Annotated in this window: 25 protein-coding genes; 14 read left to right on the forward strand and 11 right to left on the reverse strand. The window is 71.8% G+C overall.

Features of this window, described 5'->3' with window-relative positions; translation table 11 throughout:
• Nucleotides 1–43: 43 nt before the first annotated feature.
• The gene (locus tag ACTJI1_RS16615; RefSeq protein ID WP_440743513.1) at nt 44–1321 is read right to left on the reverse strand and encodes a uracil-xanthine permease family protein; all 1278 of its coding nucleotides are present in this window, start codon (nt 1319–1321) and stop codon (nt 44–46) included.
• A 98-nt stretch (nt 1322–1419) separates the two neighbouring features.
• Between ACTJI1_RS16615 and ACTJI1_RS16620 the strand changes: the two genes are divergently transcribed.
• The 5 genes from ACTJI1_RS16620 to ACTJI1_RS16640 all read left to right on the forward strand — a co-directional run bounded on the left by ACTJI1_RS16620 (nt 1420) and on the right by ACTJI1_RS16640 (nt 7153).
• The gene (locus ACTJI1_RS16620; RefSeq protein ID WP_396427104.1) at nt 1420–2886 is read left to right on the forward strand and encodes an NCS2 family permease; all 1467 of its coding nucleotides are present in this window, start codon (nt 1420–1422) and stop codon (nt 2884–2886) included.
• Nucleotides 2887–2980: 94 nt separating this feature from the next.
• Nucleotides 2981–3280 carry a hypothetical protein gene (locus ACTJI1_RS16625; RefSeq protein WP_440743514.1) on the forward strand — a complete coding sequence of 100 codons (300 nt, stop codon included), beginning with the start codon at nt 2981–2983 and terminating at the stop codon, nt 3278–3280.
• A 24-nt stretch (nt 3281–3304) separates the two neighbouring features.
• On the forward strand, nt 3305–3988 hold the full coding sequence (gene trmB, locus ACTJI1_RS16630; protein WP_440743515.1) for a tRNA (guanosine(46)-N7)-methyltransferase TrmB: 684 nt from the start codon (nt 3305–3307) through the stop codon (nt 3986–3988).
• Between the two features lie 42 nt (nt 3989–4030).
• On the forward strand, nt 4031–5413 hold the full coding sequence (locus tag ACTJI1_RS16635) for an aldehyde dehydrogenase family protein (protein WP_440743516.1): 1383 nt from the start codon (nt 4031–4033) through the stop codon (nt 5411–5413).
• Between the two features lie 168 nt (nt 5414–5581).
• Complete coding sequence (locus ACTJI1_RS16640; RefSeq protein WP_440743800.1) at nt 5582–7153, forward strand: aspartate ammonia-lyase; 1572 nt, start codon at nt 5582–5584, stop codon at nt 7151–7153.
• A gap of 38 nt (nt 7154–7191) precedes the next feature.
• Here the strand turns inward: ACTJI1_RS16640 and ACTJI1_RS16645 are convergent, their stop codons facing one another.
• From ACTJI1_RS16645 to ACTJI1_RS16675, 7 genes are all read right to left on the reverse strand, one after another.
• Nucleotides 7192–7344 carry a hypothetical protein gene (locus ACTJI1_RS16645; protein WP_440743517.1) on the reverse strand — a complete coding sequence of 51 codons (153 nt, stop codon included), beginning with the start codon at nt 7342–7344 and terminating at the stop codon, nt 7192–7194.
• A 161-nt stretch (nt 7345–7505) separates the two neighbouring features.
• Entirely contained in the window at nt 7506–8429 is a 924-nt protein-coding gene (locus ACTJI1_RS16650; RefSeq protein ID WP_440743518.1) for an alpha/beta fold hydrolase, read from the reverse strand.
• Nucleotides 8430–8464: 35 nt separating this feature from the next.
• Nucleotides 8465–9340: a fumarylacetoacetate hydrolase family protein gene (locus ACTJI1_RS16655; RefSeq protein WP_310128436.1), complete on the reverse strand. Its 876-nt coding sequence runs from the start codon at nt 9338–9340 to the stop codon at nt 8465–8467.
• Between the two features lie 66 nt (nt 9341–9406).
• Nucleotides 9407–9802 carry a type II toxin-antitoxin system death-on-curing family toxin gene (locus ACTJI1_RS16660; RefSeq protein WP_440743519.1) on the reverse strand — a complete coding sequence of 132 codons (396 nt, stop codon included), beginning with the start codon at nt 9800–9802 and terminating at the stop codon, nt 9407–9409.
• The gene (locus tag ACTJI1_RS16665) at nt 9799–10026 is read right to left on the reverse strand and encodes a hypothetical protein (protein ID WP_310128440.1); all 228 of its coding nucleotides are present in this window, start codon (nt 10024–10026) and stop codon (nt 9799–9801) included. The genes ACTJI1_RS16660 and ACTJI1_RS16665 overlap by 4 nt, the downstream gene beginning before the upstream one ends.
• A 45-nt stretch (nt 10027–10071) precedes the next feature.
• A complete protein-coding gene (locus tag ACTJI1_RS16670) occupies nt 10072–10836 on the reverse strand; it encodes a glycosyltransferase (RefSeq protein WP_310128442.1) in 765 nt (254 codons plus the stop codon).
• A 33-nt stretch (nt 10837–10869) separates the two neighbouring features.
• Nucleotides 10870–12456: a DNA-3-methyladenine glycosylase 2 family protein gene (locus ACTJI1_RS16675; RefSeq protein WP_440743520.1), complete on the reverse strand. Its 1587-nt coding sequence runs from the start codon at nt 12454–12456 to the stop codon at nt 10870–10872.
• 92 nt (nt 12457–12548) lie between these two features.
• Between ACTJI1_RS16675 and ACTJI1_RS16680 the strand changes: the two genes are divergently transcribed.
• The gene (locus ACTJI1_RS16680) at nt 12549–13943 is read left to right on the forward strand and encodes an FAD-binding oxidoreductase (protein WP_440743521.1); all 1395 of its coding nucleotides are present in this window, start codon (nt 12549–12551) and stop codon (nt 13941–13943) included.
• Nucleotides 13944–14122: 179 nt separating this feature from the next.
• On the forward strand, nt 14123–14497 hold the full coding sequence (locus ACTJI1_RS16685; RefSeq protein WP_440743522.1) for an FKBP-type peptidyl-prolyl cis-trans isomerase: 375 nt from the start codon (nt 14123–14125) through the stop codon (nt 14495–14497).
• A gap of 85 nt (nt 14498–14582) precedes the next feature.
• Here ACTJI1_RS16685 and ACTJI1_RS16690 read toward each other — a convergent pair whose 3' ends face one another.
• Nucleotides 14583–15023, reverse strand: a complete 441-nt coding sequence (locus ACTJI1_RS16690) for a carboxymuconolactone decarboxylase family protein (protein WP_310128447.1) — start codon at nt 15021–15023, stop codon at nt 14583–14585.
• An 82-nt stretch (nt 15024–15105) separates the two neighbouring features.
• Here ACTJI1_RS16690 and pdxR point away from each other — a divergent pair, with 82 nt between their 5' ends.
• The 5 genes from pdxR to ACTJI1_RS16715 all read left to right on the forward strand — a co-directional run bounded on the left by pdxR (nt 15106) and on the right by ACTJI1_RS16715 (nt 19172).
• A complete protein-coding gene (gene pdxR, locus ACTJI1_RS16695) occupies nt 15106–16557 on the forward strand; it encodes a MocR-like pyridoxine biosynthesis transcription factor PdxR (RefSeq protein WP_440743523.1) in 1452 nt (483 codons plus the stop codon).
• Nucleotides 16558–16564: 7 nt separating this feature from the next.
• Nucleotides 16565–17191: a TetR family transcriptional regulator gene (locus ACTJI1_RS16700; RefSeq protein WP_440743524.1), complete on the forward strand. Its 627-nt coding sequence runs from the start codon at nt 16565–16567 to the stop codon at nt 17189–17191.
• A gap of 66 nt (nt 17192–17257) precedes the next feature.
• On the forward strand, nt 17258–18025 hold the full coding sequence (locus tag ACTJI1_RS16705; protein WP_440743525.1) for a VOC family protein: 768 nt from the start codon (nt 17258–17260) through the stop codon (nt 18023–18025).
• Nucleotides 18026–18170: 145 nt separating this feature from the next.
• Nucleotides 18171–18440, forward strand: a complete 270-nt coding sequence (rpsO, locus tag ACTJI1_RS16710; RefSeq protein ID WP_018190446.1) for a 30S ribosomal protein S15 — start codon at nt 18171–18173, stop codon at nt 18438–18440.
• Nucleotides 18441–18641: 201 nt separating this feature from the next.
• On the forward strand, nt 18642–19172 hold the full coding sequence (locus ACTJI1_RS16715) for a DUF1269 domain-containing protein (RefSeq protein ID WP_440743526.1): 531 nt from the start codon (nt 18642–18644) through the stop codon (nt 19170–19172).
• Between the two features lie 22 nt (nt 19173–19194).
• Here the strand turns inward: ACTJI1_RS16715 and ACTJI1_RS16720 are convergent, their stop codons facing one another.
• Nucleotides 19195–19362, reverse strand: a complete 168-nt coding sequence (locus tag ACTJI1_RS16720; protein ID WP_310128456.1) for a hypothetical protein — start codon at nt 19360–19362, stop codon at nt 19195–19197.
• A 45-nt stretch (nt 19363–19407) separates the two neighbouring features.
• Complete coding sequence (locus tag ACTJI1_RS16725; RefSeq protein ID WP_440743527.1) at nt 19408–20613, reverse strand: low temperature requirement protein A; 1206 nt, start codon at nt 20611–20613, stop codon at nt 19408–19410.
• A gap of 18 nt (nt 20614–20631) precedes the next feature.
• Between ACTJI1_RS16725 and ACTJI1_RS16730 the strand changes: the two genes are divergently transcribed.
• Both ACTJI1_RS16730 and ACTJI1_RS16735 read left to right on the forward strand, forming a co-directional pair.
• Nucleotides 20632–21060 carry a VanZ family protein gene (locus ACTJI1_RS16730; RefSeq protein ID WP_440743528.1) on the forward strand — a complete coding sequence of 143 codons (429 nt, stop codon included), beginning with the start codon at nt 20632–20634 and terminating at the stop codon, nt 21058–21060.
• 34 nt (nt 21061–21094) lie between these two features.
• Nucleotides 21095–21853: a fructosamine kinase family protein gene (locus ACTJI1_RS16735; protein WP_440743801.1), complete on the forward strand. Its 759-nt coding sequence runs from the start codon at nt 21095–21097 to the stop codon at nt 21851–21853.
• Nucleotides 21854–21939: the final 86 nt, after the last annotated feature.

Consider the following 21939-nt stretch of genomic DNA (forward strand, 5'->3'; position numbering starts at 1 on the left):
GGCACGAATGTCGCGCCCGGCGAGTCGGGGTCGGCGGGTCGCCTCAGTCGGTGCCGCGAACCCGGGAGATCGCGTTCATGACGTGGTAGACGACGATCGCGGCGATCGCGCCGAGGGCGATGCCGTTGAAGGTCAGCTGTCCGAGGTTGAGCGTGAAGTCGCCGATGCCGATGATGAGGGCCGTCGCCGCCGTGAACTGGTTCTTCGGCTTCGAGAAGTCGACCTTGTTGTCCAGCCAGATCTTCACGCCGATGATGCCGATGAGGCCGTACAGCGCCGTCGTGACGCCGCCGAGCACGCCCGCCGGGATCGTGTTGATGACCGCGCCGACCTTGGGGGAGAGGCCGAGCAGGATGGCGACGATGCCCGCCACCCAGTACGCGGCGGTCGAGTAGATGCGCGTCGCCGCCATCACGCCGATGTTCTCGCCGTACGTGGTGGTCCCGGAGCCGCCGAAGAACCCGGCGACGGTGGTCGCGAGCCCGTCCGCGAACAGTGCGCGCCCGGTGAGCCGGTTCACCGACGGATCGGTCAGCTGCGCGACGCCGCGGATGTGCCCCACGTTCTCGGCGATCAGCACCAGCACCACGGGGAGGAACGCCGGCAGGATGCCCCAGGTCGAGGCCGGAGCGGTGAACGGGTTCGCCGGAAGGGTGAACTGCGGCAGCCCGATCCAGTCGGCCTTCGCGACACCGCTGAAGTCGACCTGGCCGACCAGGCAGGCGAAGACGTAGCCGACCGCGACGCCGAGGAAGATCGACAGCCGCCCGAGCATCCCGCGGAACAGCACCGTGCACAGGATGACCGCGGCGAGCGTGACGAGGGCCGTCACCGGCGCCTTGGCGAAGTTCGCGCCCGCGGCGGGCGCCAGGTTGAAGCCGATCAGCGCGACGATCGCGCCGGCGACGACGGGCGGCATGAGTCCGTCGATCCACCGCGTCCCGGTGCCGACCACGATGAGCCCGACGATGGCGAGCAGGATGCCGGTGACGACGATCCCGAACAGCGCGGACGGCATCCCGTGAGCCTTGGTCGCCGCGACGATCGGCACGATGAAGGCGAACGACGAGCCGAGGTAGCTGGGCAGCCGGTTGCCGGTGATCACGAGGAACAGCAGCGTGCCGACGCCCGAGAAGAGCAGCGTGGTGGCGGGCGGGAACCCGGTCAGCAGCGGCACCAGGAACGTCGCCCCGAACATGGCCACGACGTGCTGCGCGCCGAGGCCGATCGTCCGTGGCCAGGTCAGCCGTTCGCCGGGCAGCACGATCTCGTGCGCCCCCACCTTCTTGCCGTCGCCGTGCAGCGTCCAGGGCAGAGCCATGCGTGTCCTTCACAGGTCTCGAGTCGGAATAGGCTTGATGCTGCGCATTCGCGCACTACCCGACGAACCTGAGTCCTCGCCGGGTCACCGCCCACAAGATCCTACGGGAGTCGACCATTTCCGCTTCGACCAGCGCGCCCACGTCCGCCCCCGGGCGCATCGACCGCTTCTTCGAGATCAGTGCCCGCGGCACCACCTGGGGCACCGAGGTGCGCGGCGGCGTCCTGACCTTCGTCACCATGGCGTACATCGTCATCCTGAACCCGCTGATCCTGGGCGGGACGAAGGATGTCGTCGGCCACACGCTCGGCACCACCCAGGTGGCCGCCGTCACGGCGCTCAGCGCCGGCGTGATGACCCTGCTCTTCGGCCTGATCGCCCGGCTCCCGTTCGCGTTCGCCGCGGGTCTCGGCATCAACTCGTTCCTCGCCGTCAACGTGGTCAAGATCCTGACCTGGCAGGAGGCGATGGGCCTCGTCGTCATCAACGGCATCATCATCGTCCTGCTGTCGGCCACCGGGCTGCGGAAGCTCATCTTCAACGCGGTGCCCGCCCAGCTGAAGACGGCGATCACCGTCGGCATCGGCCTCTTCATCGCGTTCATCGGCTTCGTGGACAGCGGATTCGTCCGCACCACGACGCTGTCGTCGCCGCCCGTCCAGCTGGGCGAGGCCGGCTCCATCGCGACCCTCCCGACCATCACGTTCCTGATCGCGCTGGTCATCATGGGCGTGCTCATGGCCCGCAAGGTGAAGGGCGCCCTGCTGATCGGCATCGTCGCGGCGACCGTCGTGGCGATCATCGGCGAGGCGATCTGGCACGTCGGACCGTCGTTCGGCAAGAACCCCGCCGGCTGGAACCTCACCGTGCCGCAGCTGCCGACCTCCCTCGTCTCGCTGCCCGACCTCAGCCTGGTCGGCCAGGTCGACCTGTTCGGCGCGTTCGGCCGGATCGGCGCGCTGGCCGCGATCATGCTCATCTTCACGCTGGTCTTCACCAACTTCTTCGACGCCATGGGCTCGATGACGGGTCTGGCGCGCAGCGCCGGGCTGGCCAACGAGGACGGCACGTTCCCGCGCCTCCAGTCCGCGCTGATCGTGGAGGGCGTCGGCGCGATCGTCGGCGGCGGCACCTCCGCGTCGTCCAACACGGTGTTCGTCGAGTCGGCCTCCGGCATCGGCGAGGGTGCGAAGACCGGCTTCGCCAGCGTCGTCACCGGCGTGCTGTTCCTCCTCGCGATGTTCTTCACGCCGCTCACCCAGGTGGTGCCGCTCGAGGTCGCCGCCGCGGCGCTGGTGGTCGTCGGTGCGCTCATGGTGGTGCAGATCCGGCACATCGACTTCTCGGAGTTCTCGGTCACGCTGCCGGTGTTCCTCACCATCATCGTCATGCCGCTCACCTACTCGATCGCGAACGGCATCGGCGTCGGCTTCATCAGCTGGGTGCTCATCCGCTCGCTCGCGGGCAAGGCCAAGGAGATCAGCCCGCTGCTGTGGATCGTGGCCGCCGGCTTCCTGATCTACTTCGCCCGCGGGCCCATCGAGGGACTGCTCGGCCAGGTCTGACCGCCCTCCGACGAGACCCTGAGGGGCTTCCCTCAGGGTCTAGTCGGGGGTTATCCGGATACCGGCGCGGGGCCGCCGCCGCTTGACTGGATCCATGACCACCACCACCACCACCAGTACCTCCTACCAGACCGTCGCTCCCGTCCGGACGCTCAGCATCACCAGCTTCGTGCTCGGTGCCGCCTCGATCGTCTTCGGCTGGACGCTCATCGCCCCCATCGCCGGCCTCGTCGTCGGCGTCCTCGCCCTGGGCCGCGAGCCCGAAGGCCGCACCTGGGCGATCTGGGGCATCGTGCTCAACGCCGTGATGCTCGGCGGCGTCCTGCTCGTCGCCCTCCTCGCCCTCATCGGCATCGGGATCGGCTTCGCCGCCCTGCCGTTCGCCTGGCTCTGAGCTTTCGTCCGCGACAATGGGGGGATGGAACCATCCCCCCTCGTCCGGCCGCGCAGCTTCGTCGTCCGGGGACGCAAGACCGAAGCCCAGCAGCGGGCGATCGACGAGCTGTGGCCCGCCTTCGGGCTGGAGTTCGACGGGTCGCCGCTCGACCTCGACGCCGCCTTCGGACGGACCGCCCCGCGGGTCGTCGAGATCGGCTTCGGCAACGGCGAGAACCTGCTCACGCTGGCTGAGCGGCACCCCGAGCGCGACTTCCTCGGGATCGAGGTGCACGGCGCGGGCATCGGGCGCGTGCTCGGTGCGATTCGCGACCGCGGGCTGACGAACATCCGCATCATCCGGCACGACGCCGTCGAGGTGTTCAACGGCGGGATCGCCCCGGCGTCCATCGACGAGATCCTGATCTTCTTCCCCGACCCGTGGCCGAAGGCGCGCCACCACCGCCGCCGGCTCGTGCAGCCGGAGGTCGCCCGCCTGCTGGTGCGCGCCCTCCACCCGGAGGGCGTGCTGCGCCTGGCGACCGACTGGGAGCCGTACGCCGAGCACATGGTCGAGGTGCTCGACGCCGAGCCCGGGCTCGTCAACCTGGCCGGGGAGGAGCACTTCGTCCCGCGCCCCGACGACCGCCCGGTCACCAAGTTCGAGCGCCGCGGCGAACGGCTCGGGCACGCCATCTTCGATCTGGCCTACCGTCCCGCCCGCTGACGGTCGAACGGTTGACGGCCAGCGACTGCCTAGGATGAGCGCATGACGCATGCGCGCACGGTCGCCGATCTCCGCTCATCCTTCGACCGAGGGGCCACCAAGCCGCTCGCGTGGCGTCTCGGGCAGCTCCGCGCACTCCGCCGCATGCTCACGGAGCGCTCCGCGGAGTTCGAGGACGCCCTGCTCTCCGACCTCGCGAAGAACCCGACCGAGTCGCAGATCGCCGAGCTCGGCTTCGTCGTCGGCGAGATCGACCACACCCTGAAACGCCTCCGCCGCTGGCTGCGGCCGCGACGCGTGGCCGTGCCGGGTGCGCTCATGCCCGCGCGCGCATCCACCATCCTGGAGCCGGTCGGCGTGGTGCTGATCATCGCCCCGTGGAACTACCCGGTCCAGCTGCTGCTCGCCCCGCTGGTCGGCGCCCTCGCCGCGGGCAACGCCGTGGTGCTGAAACCCAGCGAGCTCGCACCGGCGACCTCCGCGGCGATGGCCCGGCTCATCCCCGAGTACCTCGACCGGAGGGCCGTCGCCGTGGTCGAGGGCGGCGTGGACGAGACCACCGACCTGCTCGCGCAGCGCTTCGACCACATCTTCTACACGGGCAACGGCCGCGTCGGCCGGATCGTCGCGGCCGCGGCGGTCGAGAACCTCACGCCGGTCACGCTCGAGCTCGGCGGGAAGTCGCCGGTGTACGTCGACGGCACCGTCGACATCGCCGCAGCGGCCCGCCGCATCGCCTGGGGCAAGTTCATGAACGCGGGCCAGACCTGCGTTGCGCCGGACTACGTGCTGGCAGACCGGGCGATCGCGCCGCGGCTGGCGGATGCGCTCCGGGATGCGGTGCGCGAGCTGTACGGCGACGACCCCGCGCAGAGCCCCGACTACGGCCGCATCGTCAACGACCGCCAGTTCGAGCGGCTCACCGGGATGCTGGGCTCGGGCACGGCCGCGGTCGGCGGCGACCACGACGCCGCCACCCGGTATCTCGCTCCGACGGTCCTCACCGGCGTGGCGCCGGACTCGCCGGTGATGGCGGAGGAGATCTTCGGGCCGATCCTGCCCATCCTGCCGGTGGACGGTCTCGACGAGGCCATCCGCATCATCCGCACGGGCGACAAGCCGCTCGCGCTGTACGCGTTCACCTCCGACGCCCGCGCGCGCCGCCGCATCCTCACCGAGACGAGCTCCGGCGCGGTCGGGTTCGGCGTCCCGGCCGCGCACCTCGCGGTGGCCGGGCTGCCCTTCGGCGGGGTGGGGGAGAGCGGTGCGGGCGCGTACCACGGGGAGCGCTCGCTGCGCACGTTCAGTCACGAGAAGGCGGTGCTCAGCAAGTCGCTCGCGCCCGACACCCTGGCGCTGATCTACCCGCCGTACACCGAGGGCAAGGACCGCTTCGCGCGGGGCCTTCTGCGCAAGCTCGGCTGATCGACACGCTGTCGAAAGCCGCCGAAAGTGAGCGACAGGACGTCCAGTGGGGTGCCAGCGCCCGGGGGTAGGCTCGGCCATGCCGGAGGCCACGAACGTCCGGCTGAAGACAGACATGCCACCGCACAACGAGAGGCAACGGTGCCAACCGTGAACCCGACAGCAACCATGGACGACTCGAAGACCTCACCCATTCCGGTGATCACCGACGCGGTCGTCGCCGACCCCCTGGTGGACGCGTCCGAGAACGTGTCCGACGTCCCCGCGCAGGCCCCCGACGGCCGCCCCACCCGCACCGAGAGCGACTCCCTCGGCAGCCGCGAGATCCCCGCCGACGCGTACTGGGGCATCCACACCTCGCGGGCACTCGAGAACTTCCCGATCGCCAAGCGCCCCATCTCCGTCTACCCGGACCTCGTCGTCGCCCTCGCCAGCGTCAAGCAGGCCGCCGCGCGCGCCAACCTCGAGATCGGCGTGCTCGAGCCGCACAAGGCCGAGCTGATCGACCGCGCCTGCCAGCTCATCATCGACGGCCGGTACCACGACCAGTTCGTGGTCGGCGTCATGCAGGGCGGCGCCGGCACCTCGACGAACATGAACGCCAACGAGGTCATCGCCAACATCGGGCTCGAACTCGACGGCCACCCGAAGGGCGACTACGCCCACCTGCACCCGATCGACGACGTCAACCGCAGCCAGAGCACGAACGACACGTACCCGACCGCGATCAAGATCGGACTCACCTTCGCCCTCGCCCACCTGCTCGACGAGCTGGCGCTGCTGCGCGACTCGTTCGCGAACAAGGCGGCGGAGTTCCGCAACATCCTGAAGGTCGGCCGCACGCAGCTGCAGGACGCCGTCCCGATGACGCTCGGCCAGGAGTTCCACGGTTTCGCCACCACCCTCACCGAGGACCACGCGCGGCTCACCGAGACCAAGTGGCTGCTCGCCGAGATCAACCTCGGTGCGACGGCGATCGGCACCGGCATCACGGCGGATCCCGGCTACGCCGCCGCGGCCGTCCGCCACCTCAACGTCATCACCGGGCTGAACCTGGAGACCGCTCCCGACCTCATCGAGTCGACCAGCGACGCCGGCGCGTTCATGTCCTTCTCGGGCTCGCTCAAGCGCAGCGCGATCAAGCTCTCCAAGATCTGCAACGACCTCCGCCTGCTCTCGTCGGGCCCCCAGGCGGGTCTCGGCGAGATCAACCTCCCGCCGCGCCAGGCGGGCTCCAGCATCATGCCCGGCAAGGTGAACCCGGTGATCCCGGAGGTCGTCAACCAGGTCGCGTTCTCGGTCGCCGGCGCGGATGTGACGGTCACCATGGCGGCCGAGGGCGGCCAGCTCCAGCTGAACGCCTTCGAGCCGGTCATCGCGCACTCGCTGCTGCAGAGCATCACCTGGATGGCGCAGGCGTTCCGCACCCTGCGGATCAACTGCGTCGACGGCATCACCGCCAACGAGGAGCGCCTCGGCGCCATGGTCGGATCGTCCGTGGGCGTCATCACGGCGCTCACCCCGCACATCGGCTACGCAGCGGCCGCCGCGCTCGCGAAGTCGGCCCTGCTGACCGGGCGCAACGTCGCCGACCTGGTGGTCGAGGCCAAGCTGATGAGCCGCGACGAGGTGACCCGCCTGCTGTCGCCCGCGCGCCTCAGCGGTCTCGAGGTCATCACCACGGCCATCCCCGTCATCGAGGCGGACGCGATCGCCGAGGCGCGCGAAGAGACGGAGTGACCTCCGCGGCCCCGCGGTCGACCGCGGGGCCACGGACCTCACTGGAACGGCGCCCAGTCCTCCAGGTCGTACTCCAGCTCGATCCCGGAGTAGAGGCGCACCCGCCAGACGCGCCCGTCGCACCCGACGAACTGCCCCCGTACCGTCTCCGCGCACCAGTCTCCGTCGCCGGACCGGCGCCAGCGAACCATCCCCACATGCTCCCGCAAGCGCGGGGCGTGCGGTGGGTGGATGACATCGTCCTCGGACATCCCCAGCCTCCTCACCCGTGACTGCGCGACCATGTTCGGGCGGCACAGATCGACGCGTCTACCCCTCAATCGGGGGATACGCCGGTGTGGATGCCGCGGGCTCAGCGGGAGGACGGCGCGTCGCCGCCCTCGGCTTCCCGGAACAGGGCGATCATGTCGCGCCCCAGCTGGTGCGGAGCCGTCTCGCACGGACTGTGCCCGGTGCGGTACACGGCGAGCCGGCCGCCCAGCGCCTCCGCGTTCGCCGCGTGCAGGTGGGTCGGCCAGAGGTCGTGGTCGCCGGTCGCGACGAGCACAGGGATGCCGCTGGCCGCCACCCGGGCGCGCACATCCGGGACGCGCTTCATGAGCCCCACGATGTCGTCGACGCTGGAACGGCGGGTGAAGGCGAACCGCGACCGCACGAAGGCGAGCCGGCTGTCCGAGACGCGGTTCTTGTTCGTGGTGATGCCCCAGATCATGAGGAACGCGCCCTGCCGGGCGGTGGTCAGCCAGCTGAGCCACCCGATGACCCGGACGCCGCGGAACGCCTGGCCGGGCTCCGGCGGCGCGGTGAGCAGAGTCAGCGAACGGAACAGCTCGGGATGCCGCACCAGCGCCAGCTGGGAGAGGATGCCGGCGAACGAGTAACCGAGAACGTGGGCGGGTCCGCCGTCGCGCAGGAAGGCGACGACGTCGCCCACCAGCAGCTCGTAGGTGTACCGCTCGCCGGGCGGGGGGCCGGCGTCGGCGGACTCGTACTGACCCGCGAGGTCGAAGCTCTGCACGTAGTACCCCGCCGCGACGAGGATCGGCGCGAGGAGGTAGAAGTCCTCCTTCGAGCCCGTGACGCCCGGGATGAGCACGACCCGCGGGTCGCCCGGGTCGCCGAGCGACGCGACGGCGAGCTCCCCGCTCGGGGCGCGGAACCGCGTGAACACGGTTCCGACGGGCGCGACGGACCAGTCGATGTCGGGCAGGGCGGCGTCGAGGCGTGCAGCCTCGTCGTCCCCGCCCGTCACAGGTCGCCGCTCACCGATCGACATGGGGCTACGCTAGCCCACCTCGGCGGCGGCGCGGCTCACGTGACGCGGCAGTACGTGGTGAGGTAGCCGATCCCGCCGATGGACACCGTGACGGTGGAACGGTCGCGCAGGAACACCGGCGGATTCCGGGAGTATCCGGCCCCGCCCGGGCTGCCCGTCGAGATGAGGGTGCCGGGCGGGATGGTCGCCGAGCGCGACAGGAACTCGATCAGTTCGGGGACGGACCGGACCATGTCGGCGGTGGACGCATCCTGCAGGATCGCGCCGTCGACGTTGGTCGTCAGCCAGAGGTCCTGCGGGTCGGGGATCTCGTCCGCCGTGACGACGACGGGACCGGTCGGGGTGAACCCGTCGAACGACTTGCACCGCGACCACTGCGCCTCGGAGAACTGCAGGTCGCGCGCGGTGATGTCGTTGACCACGGTGTAGCCCCAGACGTAGTCGAGCGCATCCTGCACCGCGACGTCGCGGGCGGGCTTGCCGATGATGACGCCGAGTTCCGCCTCGTAGTCCACCTGCGTCGACAGGTCGGCGGGCCAGGCGGTGGTTCCGCCGTGGCCGGCGAGGGAGTTGGGCCACAGGTTGAAGACGGTCGCGGCCTTCTCGCTGCGGAGCTTCAGCTCGGAGGCGTGCGCGGCGTAGTTCGCGCCGATGGCGATCACGTGCGGCGGCCGGAGGACGGCGGACGCGTGGCGCAGTTCGTGGGCGGTGGGCAGCTCGCCCGCCTCCAGCTCCGCCTCGGCGACGAGGGCGCGCACCTCGGCGAGTCCCTCATCCCCGCGCTCGATCAGCTCCTGCAGGTCCCGCGGCGGCTCCGCCATCACCTCGTCCAGGAAGAGCGCTCCGTCTCCGATGACGGCGGCCAGGCGGGGCTTCTGATCTGCGGCGGTGCTGAGGTGCGAGAATCTCACCGATACAGGCTATCGGGATGCGCGTGCGCGGCCGAACCGAGGGCATCCCTAGCGCGGCGCGCTGGATCACCCGCCGGCGGGCACGAACCAGTCCGCAAGCCGCGCCGCGATATCGCCGACATCCTCGATGTCGCCAGCGGCAACGGAGATCAGGAAGTCGAACATCGCATCCTCGTCATAGCGCTCGACGTGACCATTGAGCGCGAAGAAGAGTGCGCACAACATCCAGCCCGTGCGCTTGTTGCCGTCCAGGAGAGGGTGATTGCGCAGCACCGAATGGAGCAGAGCGGCACCCTTCGTGTGGAGGTCCGGGTAGGCATCTCGGCCGAACAGCGTCGCAGCCGGGCGTTCGAGGGCTGACTCCAGCAACGCGGTGTCTCTCACATACCGCAGCGGATCGCGCCCGTGGATGGCCGAGACGACGACGAGGGCATCATCGACCGCGAGGTACCGGACCTTCACGCGTCACGAAGACGGTCGAGCAGTCCCGCGTTCTGGCGCATCAGTCGGTCGACGATCTCCTGCGTGGTGTGGTCATGCGCGGCGATGTACGCGTCGACGGCATCGAGCACCGTCGCCGTGAAGTTGGTGTGGGTGTCGGCGGCGATCTCGGAGAGCGCGGCGATCTGGTCGTCGCGGAACGCGATGAGTTTCTTGCTCCGCCCGGGCGTCATGGTGTCAGGCACGTTGACCCTCCAATATATACAGATCCGGACACAGTATATACGACGTCACGCGACGGCGCCCGGCGCCTCCTGTTCGCCCTCCCGCCGCAGGCGGCGGCGCGTCGTGCGGCGGCGCCACGGGGACTGGTCCGGCAGGTGCATGCTCAGGGTCGTGTAGGCCCAGCGGAGACGGCGGCCGAGGCCGCCCCAGGTGGCGAAGGGGCGGGCGGAGATGCCGACCGTCAGCCGCTCGTCGAAGCGCACCACCGTCGCGAGGTCGAGATGGAACGACAGGTCGAGGTCGTCGTGGATGTCGGAGCGGTCGCGGTGCACGCGGGAGCGGACGTCCTGCCACACCTCGCGCCGCATGGCGAAGTTGGAGCCGAAGATGGGCGCGTTGCCGAGCCACAGCTCCATCGACCAGAAGTAGCCGCCGATGTAGAGCAGCTGGCCGAGTCCGGCGACGAGGGGGTTGCCGTCGTAGAAGACGCCCCGGCCGGTGAGCACACCGACCTCCGGGGCGTCGATCAGCTCCGCCTCGATGTGCAGCAGCCAGTCCTCCGGCGGTCGCGAGTCGGCGTCGAGCCGCGCGATGATGTCCCCGGTGGCGGCGTCGTACCCCGCCGACGCGGCGGGCCAGATGCCGCGGACGGGCTGCTCGATCACGCGCGCTCCCGCTGCGCGGGCGACGGCGGCCGTGTCGTCCGTGCTGCCGTTGTCGACCACCACGATCTCGTCGGCGGGCCGGAGCTGCACGGCCAGCGCCGCGAGGCAGCGGGCGAGCATCCCGGCGTCGTCGAGGACGGGGATCACGACGGAGACGGTGGGCACAGCCAGATCCTACGCGCGGTGGCGCTCAGGGGCTCACGCGCGCCACAGGTGCATCCCCGCGTAGCTCCGCCACGGCGCCCACCGCGCGCCGTACGCCTCGAGCGCCCGCGGCTCCGACGGCAGGCCCAGCCGCTCCGCGCCCTGTCGCAGCGCCAGGTCGCCGGTGAGGAGGACGTCGGGGCTGCCGAGCACCCGCAGGGCGATGTAGCCGGCCGTCCACGGTCCGACGCCGGGGAGGGCGAGCAGGCGCGCCTCCAGATCCTCCCGGGATTCGCCGACGTCGATGCGGAGGCTGCCGTCCGCCAGCTTCTCGGCCGCGCCGACGATCGCGTCGATCCTCCGCGCCGGTCCGCGCAGCACCTCCCGGCCGCCCTCGGCGATGGCGCTCGCCGTCGGGAACAGCCGCGTGAACCCGCTGCCCGCCCCGAGCGCCGGAGCACCCGGGACCGTCAGCGCCACCGGTTCGCCCAGCCCCTCGGTCAGCCGTGTCAGGGCGGTCCGTGCGGCGGCGACCGAGACCTGCTGCCCGATGAGCGCGCGGAACACGATCTCCTCCGCATCCACGGCTCCCGGCAGCCGCAGCCCGGGCGTCGCCGCGACGCTGGGCGCGAGGGCGGGGTCCGAGGCGAGCGCGGCGTCGATGGCCGCGGCGTCCGCGTCCAGGTCGAGCAGGCGGCGCACGCGGGCGACGAGCGGCGCCAGGTCGGCCACATCGGCCAGCGCCGCATCGCACTGCACCGCAGGCGCCTCCGGGGTTCCCGTCGGGGTGAGCCGGACGACCGCGGGTCCGTGCGGCAGCCGCAGTGCGCGGGCGTAGCCGGGTGCGTCGTCCCCGCCGGTCGCCGCCTCCACCCCGTCGATAGCCCGGGCCGCCAGGAACGCGATCAGCGACGCGCCGTCGAACGGCGGCCGCGCGGGCAGGCGCAGGCTGATCGACACCGCACCCTGCCCGGGGTGCGCCGCGACGGCGGTCCCGCGCCGGGCGGAGGCCCGCAGCGCGCCGGGGGTGAGCCGGTACACCTCCGCGATCGTCTCGTTGAACTGGCGCACGCTGCGAAAGCCCGCGGCGAAGGCGACGTCGGTGATCGGGAGGTCCGACCCGGTCAGCAGGAGGCGCGCGGTCTGGGCGCGGTGCGCGCGGGCGAGGGCGAGCGGCCCGGCGCCCAGTTCCGCCGTCAGCACCCGCGTGAGGTGCCGCGTCGTGTACCCGAGCCGGCGGGCGAGCCCGGGCACGCCCTCCCGTTCGACGGTCCCGTCGGCGATGAGCCGCATGGCCCGGGCGGCGAGGTCGTCGCGGATGTTCCACTCGGGGGACCCCGGCACCGCGTCCGGAAGGCACCGCTTGCATGCCCGCAGTCCGGCCTCGTGCGCGGCGGCCGCCGTCAGATAGAACGACACGTTCCCCGGCTTCGGCGTGACCGCCGGGCAGCTCGGGCGGCAGTAGATGCCGGTGGTGTGCACGCCGGTGACGAACTGCCCGTCGAAGCGCGCATCCCGAGCACTCATCGCCCGGTACCGCTCGGCGAAGACCGGGTCGCCGAGCGGGTCGGCCGACCGTGCGCGCGGGGCCGTCACGCGTCGCGGCGCGGGATGCGAGGCGGGCTTCTCGACGGTGCTCATGCGTCCAGCCTGACATCCGCCGCCGACACCCGATAGCGGAAATCGGACATCACCGCGGAACGCCCTCGCCGCCCGATCGGTAGCCTGGACGCATGGACGTCCTCGACTGGCTCTCGGCGGCGCTCGGCGAGGAGGCCATCGCCGAGGGCGTGCTCAGCACCGACCCCACGCTGCTGGATGCGGCGCGCACCGACCGCTCCGGCTGGATCGCGACCGGCTCCCCGCTCGCGATCGTCTCGGCCCGCACGGTGGAGCACGTGCAGGCCGCGCTGCGGGCGGCGAGCGAGTTCCGCATCCCCGTCGTGCCGCGGGGAGCCGGGACCGGGCTCGCCGGGGGAGCGAACGGCACCGAGGGCTCCCTCGTGCTCGACGTGTCCGGCATGAACCGCATCCTCGAAATCTCGGCGGAGGACCAGCTCGCGGTGGTCGAGCCGGGCGTCGTCAACAGCGATCTGAACGCCGCCCTGGAGCCCTACGGGCTGTTCTTCGCGCCCGACCCGGCCAGCAAGGCGATCTCGACGGTCGGCGGCAACATCGCCACCAACGCCGGCGGCCTGCTGTGCGCGAAGTACGGGGTGACGCGGGAGGCGGTGCTCGGCCTCACCGTCGTGCTGGCCGACGGCCGCGTGGTCCGCACCGGTCACCGCACGGTCAAGGGCGTGACCGGTTACGACCTGACGGCGCTGTTCGTCGGCTCCGAGGGCACCCTCGGGGTGATCGTCGGCGCCACGGTGCGCGCGCAGCCCATCCCGCCCGGCGAGCCGGTGACGCTCGGCGCGCTCTTCCCCGATGTGCGCGCCGCCGCGGAGGCGTCGGCGCGGATCACCGCGGCGCGACTACGCCCCGCGGTGATGGAGCTGCTCGATGCCCCGGCGCTCGAGCGGATCTCCGCCCACCTCGGCCGGGAGCGTATCGAGGAGGCGTTCGGCGCGAGCGCGGGCGCGTCGTACCTGCTGGTCCAGTTCGACGGGCCCACCGCGGCAGCGGACGCCGGGGCGGCCGGCACCGTCCTCACCGAGACGGGCGGCACGGTCCGGGTCGCGGCGGACGCCGAGGAGGGCGAGCGGCTGCTCGCGCTGCGCCGCGCGTTCCACCCGGCGCTGGCCTCGAGCGGCGAGGTGCTGATCGAGGATGTGGCGGTCCCGCGATCCCGGATGCCCGAGATGTTCGCCGCGATCGAGCGGATCTCCGCGCGCTACGGCATCCCCATCCCGACCGTCGCGCACGCCGGCGACGGCAACCTCCATCCGAACTTCGTCTACACCGGTGACGAGGTGCCGCAGGCGGTGTGGGATGCGGCCAACGACCTGTTCCGCACCGCCATCGAACTGGGCGGCACGCTGACCGGGGAGCACGGCGTCGGCGTGCTGAAGCGCCGCTGGCTCGCCGACGAGCTCGGCCCCGACTCGTACGAGCTGCAGGTGAAGCTGAAGTCGGTGTTCGACCCGCTCGGCATCCTCAACCCGGGCAAGGTCTTCGGGGCCTGACGGATCGGGCCTTAACAGACTCGACCCCCGGTGGTGCGGCGATGCCTGCAGCGCTCCCGGGGGGTCGAGTTATGGCCTTAAGGATGCTCCGCCCGGGCCGCCAGCGCAACCCCCGATCGTCGTGCGCGCTCAGCGAACGGGCTTTGACGCGGCCCCCGCACACCGGTTGGATGGAGCGCATGGCAGAGAACACCAACCAGAAGCCCGAAGTCGACGCCCCCGAGGGCCCGGCTCCCGAGACGCTCGAGATCGTCGACATCGTCGAGGGCACCGGCCCCGAGGCCACCCCCGGCTCCAAGGTCGACGTGCACTACCTCGGCGTCGAGTACGAGACCGGCGAGGAGTTCGACTCGTCGTGGAGCCGCGGTCAGTCGATCAACTTCCCGCTGAACAACCTCATCAAGGGCTGGCAGGACGGCATCCCGGGCATGAAGGTCGGTGGACGCCGCAAGCTCACCGTCCCGCCCGCGCTGGCCTACGGCCCGGCCGGCGGCGGTCACCCGCTCTCCGGCAAGACCCTGATCTTCGTGATCGACCTGCTCGGCGTCAGCTGAGCATCCCCTCGAACCGCGAAACGCTCCCTCGGCACGGCCGGGGGAGCGCTTCGTCGTCTGCGGCGGCGTTCTCACCGCCGGGCCGTCACAGGCTCGACGGCTGCATGCGGGTGGGGATGGCGATCCGGTTCCAGATGTTGATGGTCGCGATGGCGAGCAGCAGGTTCGCCAGGCCCGTCTCCCCGAACTCGGCCAGGGCGCGTGCGTAGAGCTCGTCGCTCACGCTGTCCTCGTGGATGAGCGTGACGGCCTCGGTCAGCTCCAGCGCGATGCGCTCGCGCTCGGTGAACCACGGCGACTCGCGCCAGGCGGACACGGCGAACACCTTGCGCAGGGGCACGCCGCGGCCCTGCAGGTCGACCGAGTGCATGTCGACGCAGTAGGTGCAGCCGTTGACCTGGGAGGCGCGCAGCTTGACGAGGTCGCCGAGCGGCTCCTCGACCGCGCCTCCGACGTAGCCGTCGAGGTTGATGACCTTGCGGTAGCCCTCGGGAGCGAGGGACGGGATCTGGATGCGTTCTGTCATGGCTTCGACGCTACGGTCGCGAATGGCGCGACGTAAGATCCAATCGGACAGCATCCGATCAGACCAATCCGGAGGAGTCGCCGTGGACCTTCACGTCGCCATCGAGGGGCGCGGCGACCGCGCCGAGCGGATCTACCGCCAGCTCCGCGACGCGGTGCTCGACGGGCGGCTGCGCCGGGGCGAGCGCCTCCCGGCGACCCGGGAGCTGGCGGCGAGCCTCCGGGTCTCGCGCGCGACGGTCTCCACCGCGTACGAGCGGCTCACCGCCGAGGGCTACCTGGATGCGCGGGTCGGTGCGGGCACGTTCGTCGCCTACACGCCGGCCGAGCGTCCGGCGCAGCCCAGCGGCCGTCGGCGGGGAGCCGTGCGTCCGGCGCCCGCCTGGCGCGCCGTCGACGACCCGCTGTGGATCGCACCCCGGCCGGTGGCGTACGACTTCCGCATCGGCTCGCCGGATCCCGCCCTGTTCCCCGTGGACGCGTGGCGGAGCGCGATGACCGCCGAGCTGCGCGGCCCCGCGGTGCGGACGGCGTCGTACGACGACCCCGCGGGCGTCGAGCGCCTGCGCGTGGGCATCGCCCGCCACCTCGGCGTCGCCCGCTCGGTGGAGGCCGGACCGGGCGATGTCGTGGTCACCAACGGCGCCCAGCAGGCGTTCGACCTGCTGGCGCGGGTGCTGCTGCGTCCCGGCGACACGGTCGCGGTCGAGGACCCGGGCTACCCGCCGGTCCGGCAGGTGTTCGAGATGGCGGGCGCGCGGGTGGTGCCCGTGCCGGTCGACGAGGACGGCCTCCGGGTCGACCTGCTGCCTCCGGCACGGCTGGTCTACGTGACGCCGTCGCACCAGTTCCCGCTGGGCGGCATCCTGCCGCTGGAGCGCCGCGTCGCCCTGCTCGAGTGGGCTGCCCGGAACGATGCCGTGGTCATCGAGGACGACTACGACAGCGAGTACCGGTTCGGGGCGCGTCCCCTCGACCCGTTGCAGCGGCTGGATGCGGAAGGCCGGGTCGTCTACGTCGGCACGTTCTCCAAGACCATGCTCCCGGCGCTCCGCCTCGGCTTCGTCGTCGCGCCGCCCGCCGTGCTCGCCGCCCTCCGGCACGCCAAGCGGCTCGCCGACTGGCACGGCGACACGGTGACGCAGCGGGCGATGGCCCGGCTGCTGGACTCCGGCGCCTTCGCGCGCCATGTGCGCGCGGCGACCCGCGTCTACGAGGAGCGCCACACGCTGCTGCGTCGGGCGGCGGAGCAGCTCGACCCCGGTCTCGTGCCCGTGCCGTCGGCGGCGGGGCTGCATCTCGCGCTGCTGCAGCGGGGCGCGGAGGCGCCGTTCGACGTTCTCCGGGTCGCCGAGCGCGCGGCGGTCGCGGGCGTCGCCGTTCAGCCGGTGTCCCGGTTCCGGACCGGCGCGGGACCCGACGGCCTGCTACTCGGCTTCGGCAGCATCCCGGCCGCTCAGATCCCGGACGGGCTGCGCACCCTGTCGGAGGCGATCGCGCGCGAGGAGGCCGGCGGCGGCCGCGCGGTGGAATGATCGAAGGATGACAGCGCCCGACGCCGACGTGCCTGACCTGACCGGGCCCGACGCCACCGCGCCCAAGCGCCGGGGTCGCCCGGCGGACGTGGACCCCGAGCGCGTCGCCCTGCTCGCCTTGCGGCACTTCGCCGAGCGCGGCTACGAGGAGACGACGATGGACGACATCGCCGCCCTCGCGGGGATAGGCCGGAGGACGCTGTTCCGCTACTTCCCGAGCAAACCCGCGCTCGTCTGGGGCGGCGTCGAGCCGGTGGTCGGCCGGATGCACGAGGTGCTGGACGCGCCGCCGGACGGACGACCCGTCGCCGCCGTCCTGGCGGAGGCCGTCACGGCCGCCTTCACCCTGCCGCCGGAGGCGGAGGAGGCGACCCGCCGCCGGCTGACGCTAATGGGCACGCATCCCGCACTCGTCGGGTTCGGCGTCACGGCGATGGGAGCCGACCGCGACCTGCTGATCGGGTTCCTCTCCTCCCGGCTCGGTGCGGATGCGCAGGCGCTCCGGGTGCAGGTGCTCGCCGACGCGCTCAGCGCCGCCATCTTCTCCGCCCTGGTGTGGTGGGCGAGCCACGACGACGGTCCGCCGGCGCCGACCGTCGTCGCAGCTCTGGCGGACCTGCTGCGCGGACTCTGACCCCCCCATCGGCGCGCCCTGCGTCGGCCTCTCGCCGCGGGAGGTGCGGGCGAGTAGCGTGTGGCCATGCCGATCGAAGACGCGTTCCGTCACGGGACTCCCATCTGGGTCGACCTCCAGAGCCCGGACCACGCCGCCGCCGCCCACTACTACCGGGAGCTGTTCGGCTGGGAGGTCGGGGCGTTCCTGCCGGAGACCGGGAACTTCGCCCTCGCTCAGAGCCGGGGCGTCGCGGTGGCCGCGATCGGCCCGCTGCCCGGCCCCGACGCTCCCGCCGCCTGGACCGCGTACTTCTCCGTCGACGACCTGCAGGCGGCCGCGGACGCCGCGCTCGCCGCGGGCGGCTCGGTGCTGCTGGAGCCCGGCGAGGCGGTTCCGGGCGTATGGCTCGCCATCGTGGCGGATCCGGCCGGTGCCGTGTTCGGCCTCTGGCAGCGGATGGAGCGCAACGCGCCCTGGCTGCGCGACGAGCCGGGCGCGGTCGACTGGCTCGAGCTGGTGGCGGCGGAACCGGAGTCGACCTTCGCCTTCTACGAGTCCGTGCTCGGCTTCGCGGTCAGCGAGATGCGCGTCGGCGAGCAGCCGTACGGGCTGTTCGACGTGGGGGAGACGAGCGTGGCCGGCGCGTACACCTCGGACGGGACCGAGCCCGCGCACTGGCTGGTCTACTTCAACGTCGCCGACCTGGACGCCGCCGTGGTGCGTGCCACCGAGCTCGGCGGCACGCTGCGGACAGAACCGCTGTCCGCGCCCGGCGTCGGCCGCTGGGCCGAGATCGTCGACCCGCACGGCGCCGTCTTCGCCCTGCTCGAACCGGAGCCCGAACCCCTCTGAGCGTCAGCTCCGCCGCCGTCCGCGCGGACGGTTGCGGGTGGTGGTTCTGGTAGACTCTTCCAGTTGCCGTCGAACGGCCGCGGATCAAGAGAGCCCAGGCATACGGCCCCGGGCACCGCGCAACGAGCAGAAAGGGGATCCCTCTATGGCGCTGGATGCAGACACCAAGAAGGCGATCATCGAAGAGTACGCTACCCACCCCGGTGACACCGGATCCCCCGAGGTCCAGGTCGCGATCCTGACCAAGCGGATCAAGGATCTCACTGAGCACCTCAAGGAGCACAAGCACGACCACCACTCGCGTCGTGGCCTGCTTCTGCTGGTCGGTCAGCGTCGCCGTCTGCTGGGTTACCTGTCGGACATCGACATCAACCGTTACCGCTCGCTCATCGAGCGACTCGGGCTGCGTCGATAAAAGGCGTGCGTCGATAACTTCGAGCGACACCGCGAACTTCTTCGGAACGGGCCGTCACCTTCGGGTGGCGGCCCGTTCTGTGTGTCCGGGGTTCGCTGACGACCACGCGATGTGCTGTATACCGCCGGACCCTCCACGTGGGCGACCATGTCCGCGTGAGGACCGCCGCCCGGGCGGACCACCGAGAGGGAAGGCAGCACCATGGCAGCGGAGAGGAATCTCGTCCTGGTGGTCGGCGCGTACACCGACTCCACGTTGGCGGAGAGCGACTACGCCGCACTCAAGTCCGGAGAGGACGTGGGCGACTACAAAGTGGACGGCGCGGTCGTGATGAGCCGCGACGCCGACGGCAAGGTCTCGGTGACGGAGCACGACACGGGCAAGGTCGGTCGCGGTGCGGGCATCGGGGCGGGCGCCGGCATCGTCGTCGGGCTGTTCGCGCCTCCGCTGCTGCTCGCCACGGCGCTCGGCGCGGGGATCGGAGCCGGCATCGGGGCGCTCCAGAAGCGGCACGACGAGAAGAAGCTCGGCGTCGACCTCGACGAGTACCTGCCGCCGGGATCGTCCGCGGTCGTCGCCGTCGTGGACGACACGTGGGCCGACAAGGTCGAGGAGGCACTGGTCAAGGCGGACAAGCGCATCGCCAAGGCCATCGACGAGGACGACTACAAGAAGCTTCAGGAGGCGATCGCGAAGTCGGAGGAGGAGGTGTCGAAAGCCGCCAACTCGTAGACGCCCGCCCCACCCTTCGGGGTCAGCGGTGCTCGGGGTCCGTCCCCGGCCGCACCTCCGCGTCGTCGCGCAGGTCGATCCGCCGCCGCCCGTCCTCGCCCTCGGTGACCTCGATCCGGGGATCGGCGTCGCTCGCGTCGGCGCGCGGGGCGGTGGTCAGCTGATCGGCGCGGTCGTCCTGTCGGCTCATCCCTCGACTCTCCCGCGCCTCCGGGGCGAGAACAAGGGGCGCAGCTCAGGAGGCGGCCGCCTCGGACTCTTCGCCGGCACGGCGCAGCTCCACCGCCCGGTCGATCAGCGTGGCGGCCACGAGCGCCGCCGCGACCAGGGCGATCCCGATGGTGACGCCGACCAGGCCGATCACGGGGGAGGCGAGCGGCAGCAGCAGGATGAGCGCGATCGAGATCGCGGTCTTCAGGGGCCGGATGACGACCTCCGGCACCAGCGGCGCGTGCAGCACGTAGAGCATGAACAGGAAGACCGCCACGGGCGCCGCGATCATGTACTCCACCGTCGTGTTCGCCGCGGCTTCGTGCGCGGCGCCCTCCTGCACCGCCACCTCCAGCCCCGCGCCCAGTGCGGCCAGCGACGCGAACACGAAGTAGTGCCCGTACCCCCAGTAGAACGAGCGGCCGCGCCGCGAGCGGAGACCCTCGGCGGCGGGCTCGAGGAAGTACAGCCACCACAGGGCGAACAGCAGCACCAGGCCCGCGACGGCGATCCACACCAGCGCGGCCGAGAACCCGGACCGGGCGAGCGCGCTCTGCACGCCCACCGCCGAGGCCGACACCGATTCGCCCAGCACGATGATCGTGAACAGGCCGTAGCGCTCCGCGATGTGGTGCGGATGCCAGCTCGTCATCCCGGTGCGCTCCGCCCACAGCGGGACCAGCAGCTCCAGCACCGCCCCGACGACGAACAGGTACACGGCGACGTGGGGCGGCAGGAAGCCCCACGCCACCCACAGCAGCTGGACGGCGGAGACGCCCATCGCGTAGCGCAGCGCCGTCGTGCGTCCGGCCGGGTACTCCGCGGCGGCGCGCAGCCATTGGGCGACCAGCGCGAACCGCATGATCAGGTAGCCGACGATGATCGCCGTGAAGCTCTCCCCGGCGAAGGCGGCCGGCACCCCGGCGGCCAGCACCAGCACACCGCCCATCTGCACGAGGGTCATCACGCGGTAGAGCACGTCGTCGGTGTCGTACGCCGAGGCGAACCAGGTGAAGTTCATCCACGCCCACCAGATCGCGAAGAACACCTGCAGGTACAGCGGGAGCTTCGCCAGCAGCTCGCCGCTCTCGCCCGCATGGGCCAGCTGGCCGGCGACCTGGGCGATGGCCACGACGAACGTGAGGTCGAACAGGAGCTCCAGGGGGCTGGAGACCCGGTGCCGTTCGTCGGTGGAGCGTCCGGTCATCGGGATGCGGAACGCACTGGTCATGTGCGCCAGCATAGGAGGATGCGCCGCCCTGCCGTGCTCCCCGTCCTGACCGCCGTCTATCTCGCGGCGGTCGCGTGGATCACGCTCAACCCGGCGCCCGGGAACCCGGAGGGGAATCCGCTGCTTCGCGCCCTGCTGCGGGCGGTCTCCGGCCTGCCGGGATTCGGCTGGGTGACCGGGAGCGTCGCCGAGTTCACCGCCAACATCCTGCTGTTCGTGCCGATGGGCGTGCTGTTCACGCTGCTCCTCGGCACCTGGCGGTGGTGGCTCGCTCTCGCGATCGGTGCGTCCGCCACCCTCCTGATCGAGTTCGTCCAGCTCTTCCTGCCCGCGCGGGTGAGCGACCCGCGCGACCTGCTCGCCAACACGCTGGGCACCGCGATCGGCGTCGCGCTCTGCGCGCTGGCGGCTCGCCGGCGACGGTCGTCGCGGGTGTCGACGACGTAGGGTGCCGGCGTCGTAGGGTGTCGGCGTGGAGACCCTGATCAAGGAGCGGACGGATGCGCCGGCGCTGTTCTTCGAGGCGGAGGCGGCGGGGCTGCGCTGGCTCGCCGAGCCGGAGGCGGATGGGGGAGCGCGCGTCGTCCGCGTCGCGGACGTGCGGCCCGGCCGCATCGAGCTGGAGCGCATCCGGGAGAGCCGGCCGACGGCGGATGCCGCACGGGCGTTCGGCGCGGCGCTCGCCGTGACCCATGCGGCGGGAGCCGACGCCTTCGGCGCACCGCCGGCCGGCTGGGACGGCCCGCTCTTCATCGGCCGGCGTCCACTCCCCGTTGCGCGGGAGACGACCTGGGGGCGGTTCTACGTGCGCGACCGGGTCCTGCCCTACCTCGACATCGCGGTGGAGGCGGGAACGGTGACGTCGGCACAGCTGCCGGTGATCCGCGAGGCGCTCGACCGCGTCGCGGCCGGCGACTTCGACGACGACGAACCGCCGGCGCGCATCCACGGCGACCTGTGGACCGGCAACGTGCTCTGGGATGCGCGGGGCGCGGTCCTGATCGACCCGGCCGCCCACGGCGGCCACCGGGAGACCGACCTGGCGATGCTCGACCTCTTCGGCGCGCCCTTCCTCGACGAGATCCTGGCGGGCTACGACGCGGCGCGACCGCTGCGCGCCGGCTGGCGGGAGCGCATCGCCGTGCACCAGCTGCACCCGCTGGCAGTGCACGCCGCCGGGCACGGTCCGTCCTACGGGAGGGCGCTGGCGGACGCGGCGCGCGCGACGCTGGCGCTCTGACCGGCGGTTCTGCCTTCCGGCGCCGGGCCCCGCCCCGCATCCACCCACTCCACGGGCCTGACTGATAGGATGCTGGTGGTCGGCCG

This window comes from Leifsonia sp. 22587, from assembly GCF_052044215.1.
Lineage (GTDB): Bacteria > Actinomycetota > Actinomycetes > Actinomycetales > Microbacteriaceae > Leifsonia > Leifsonia shinshuensis_C.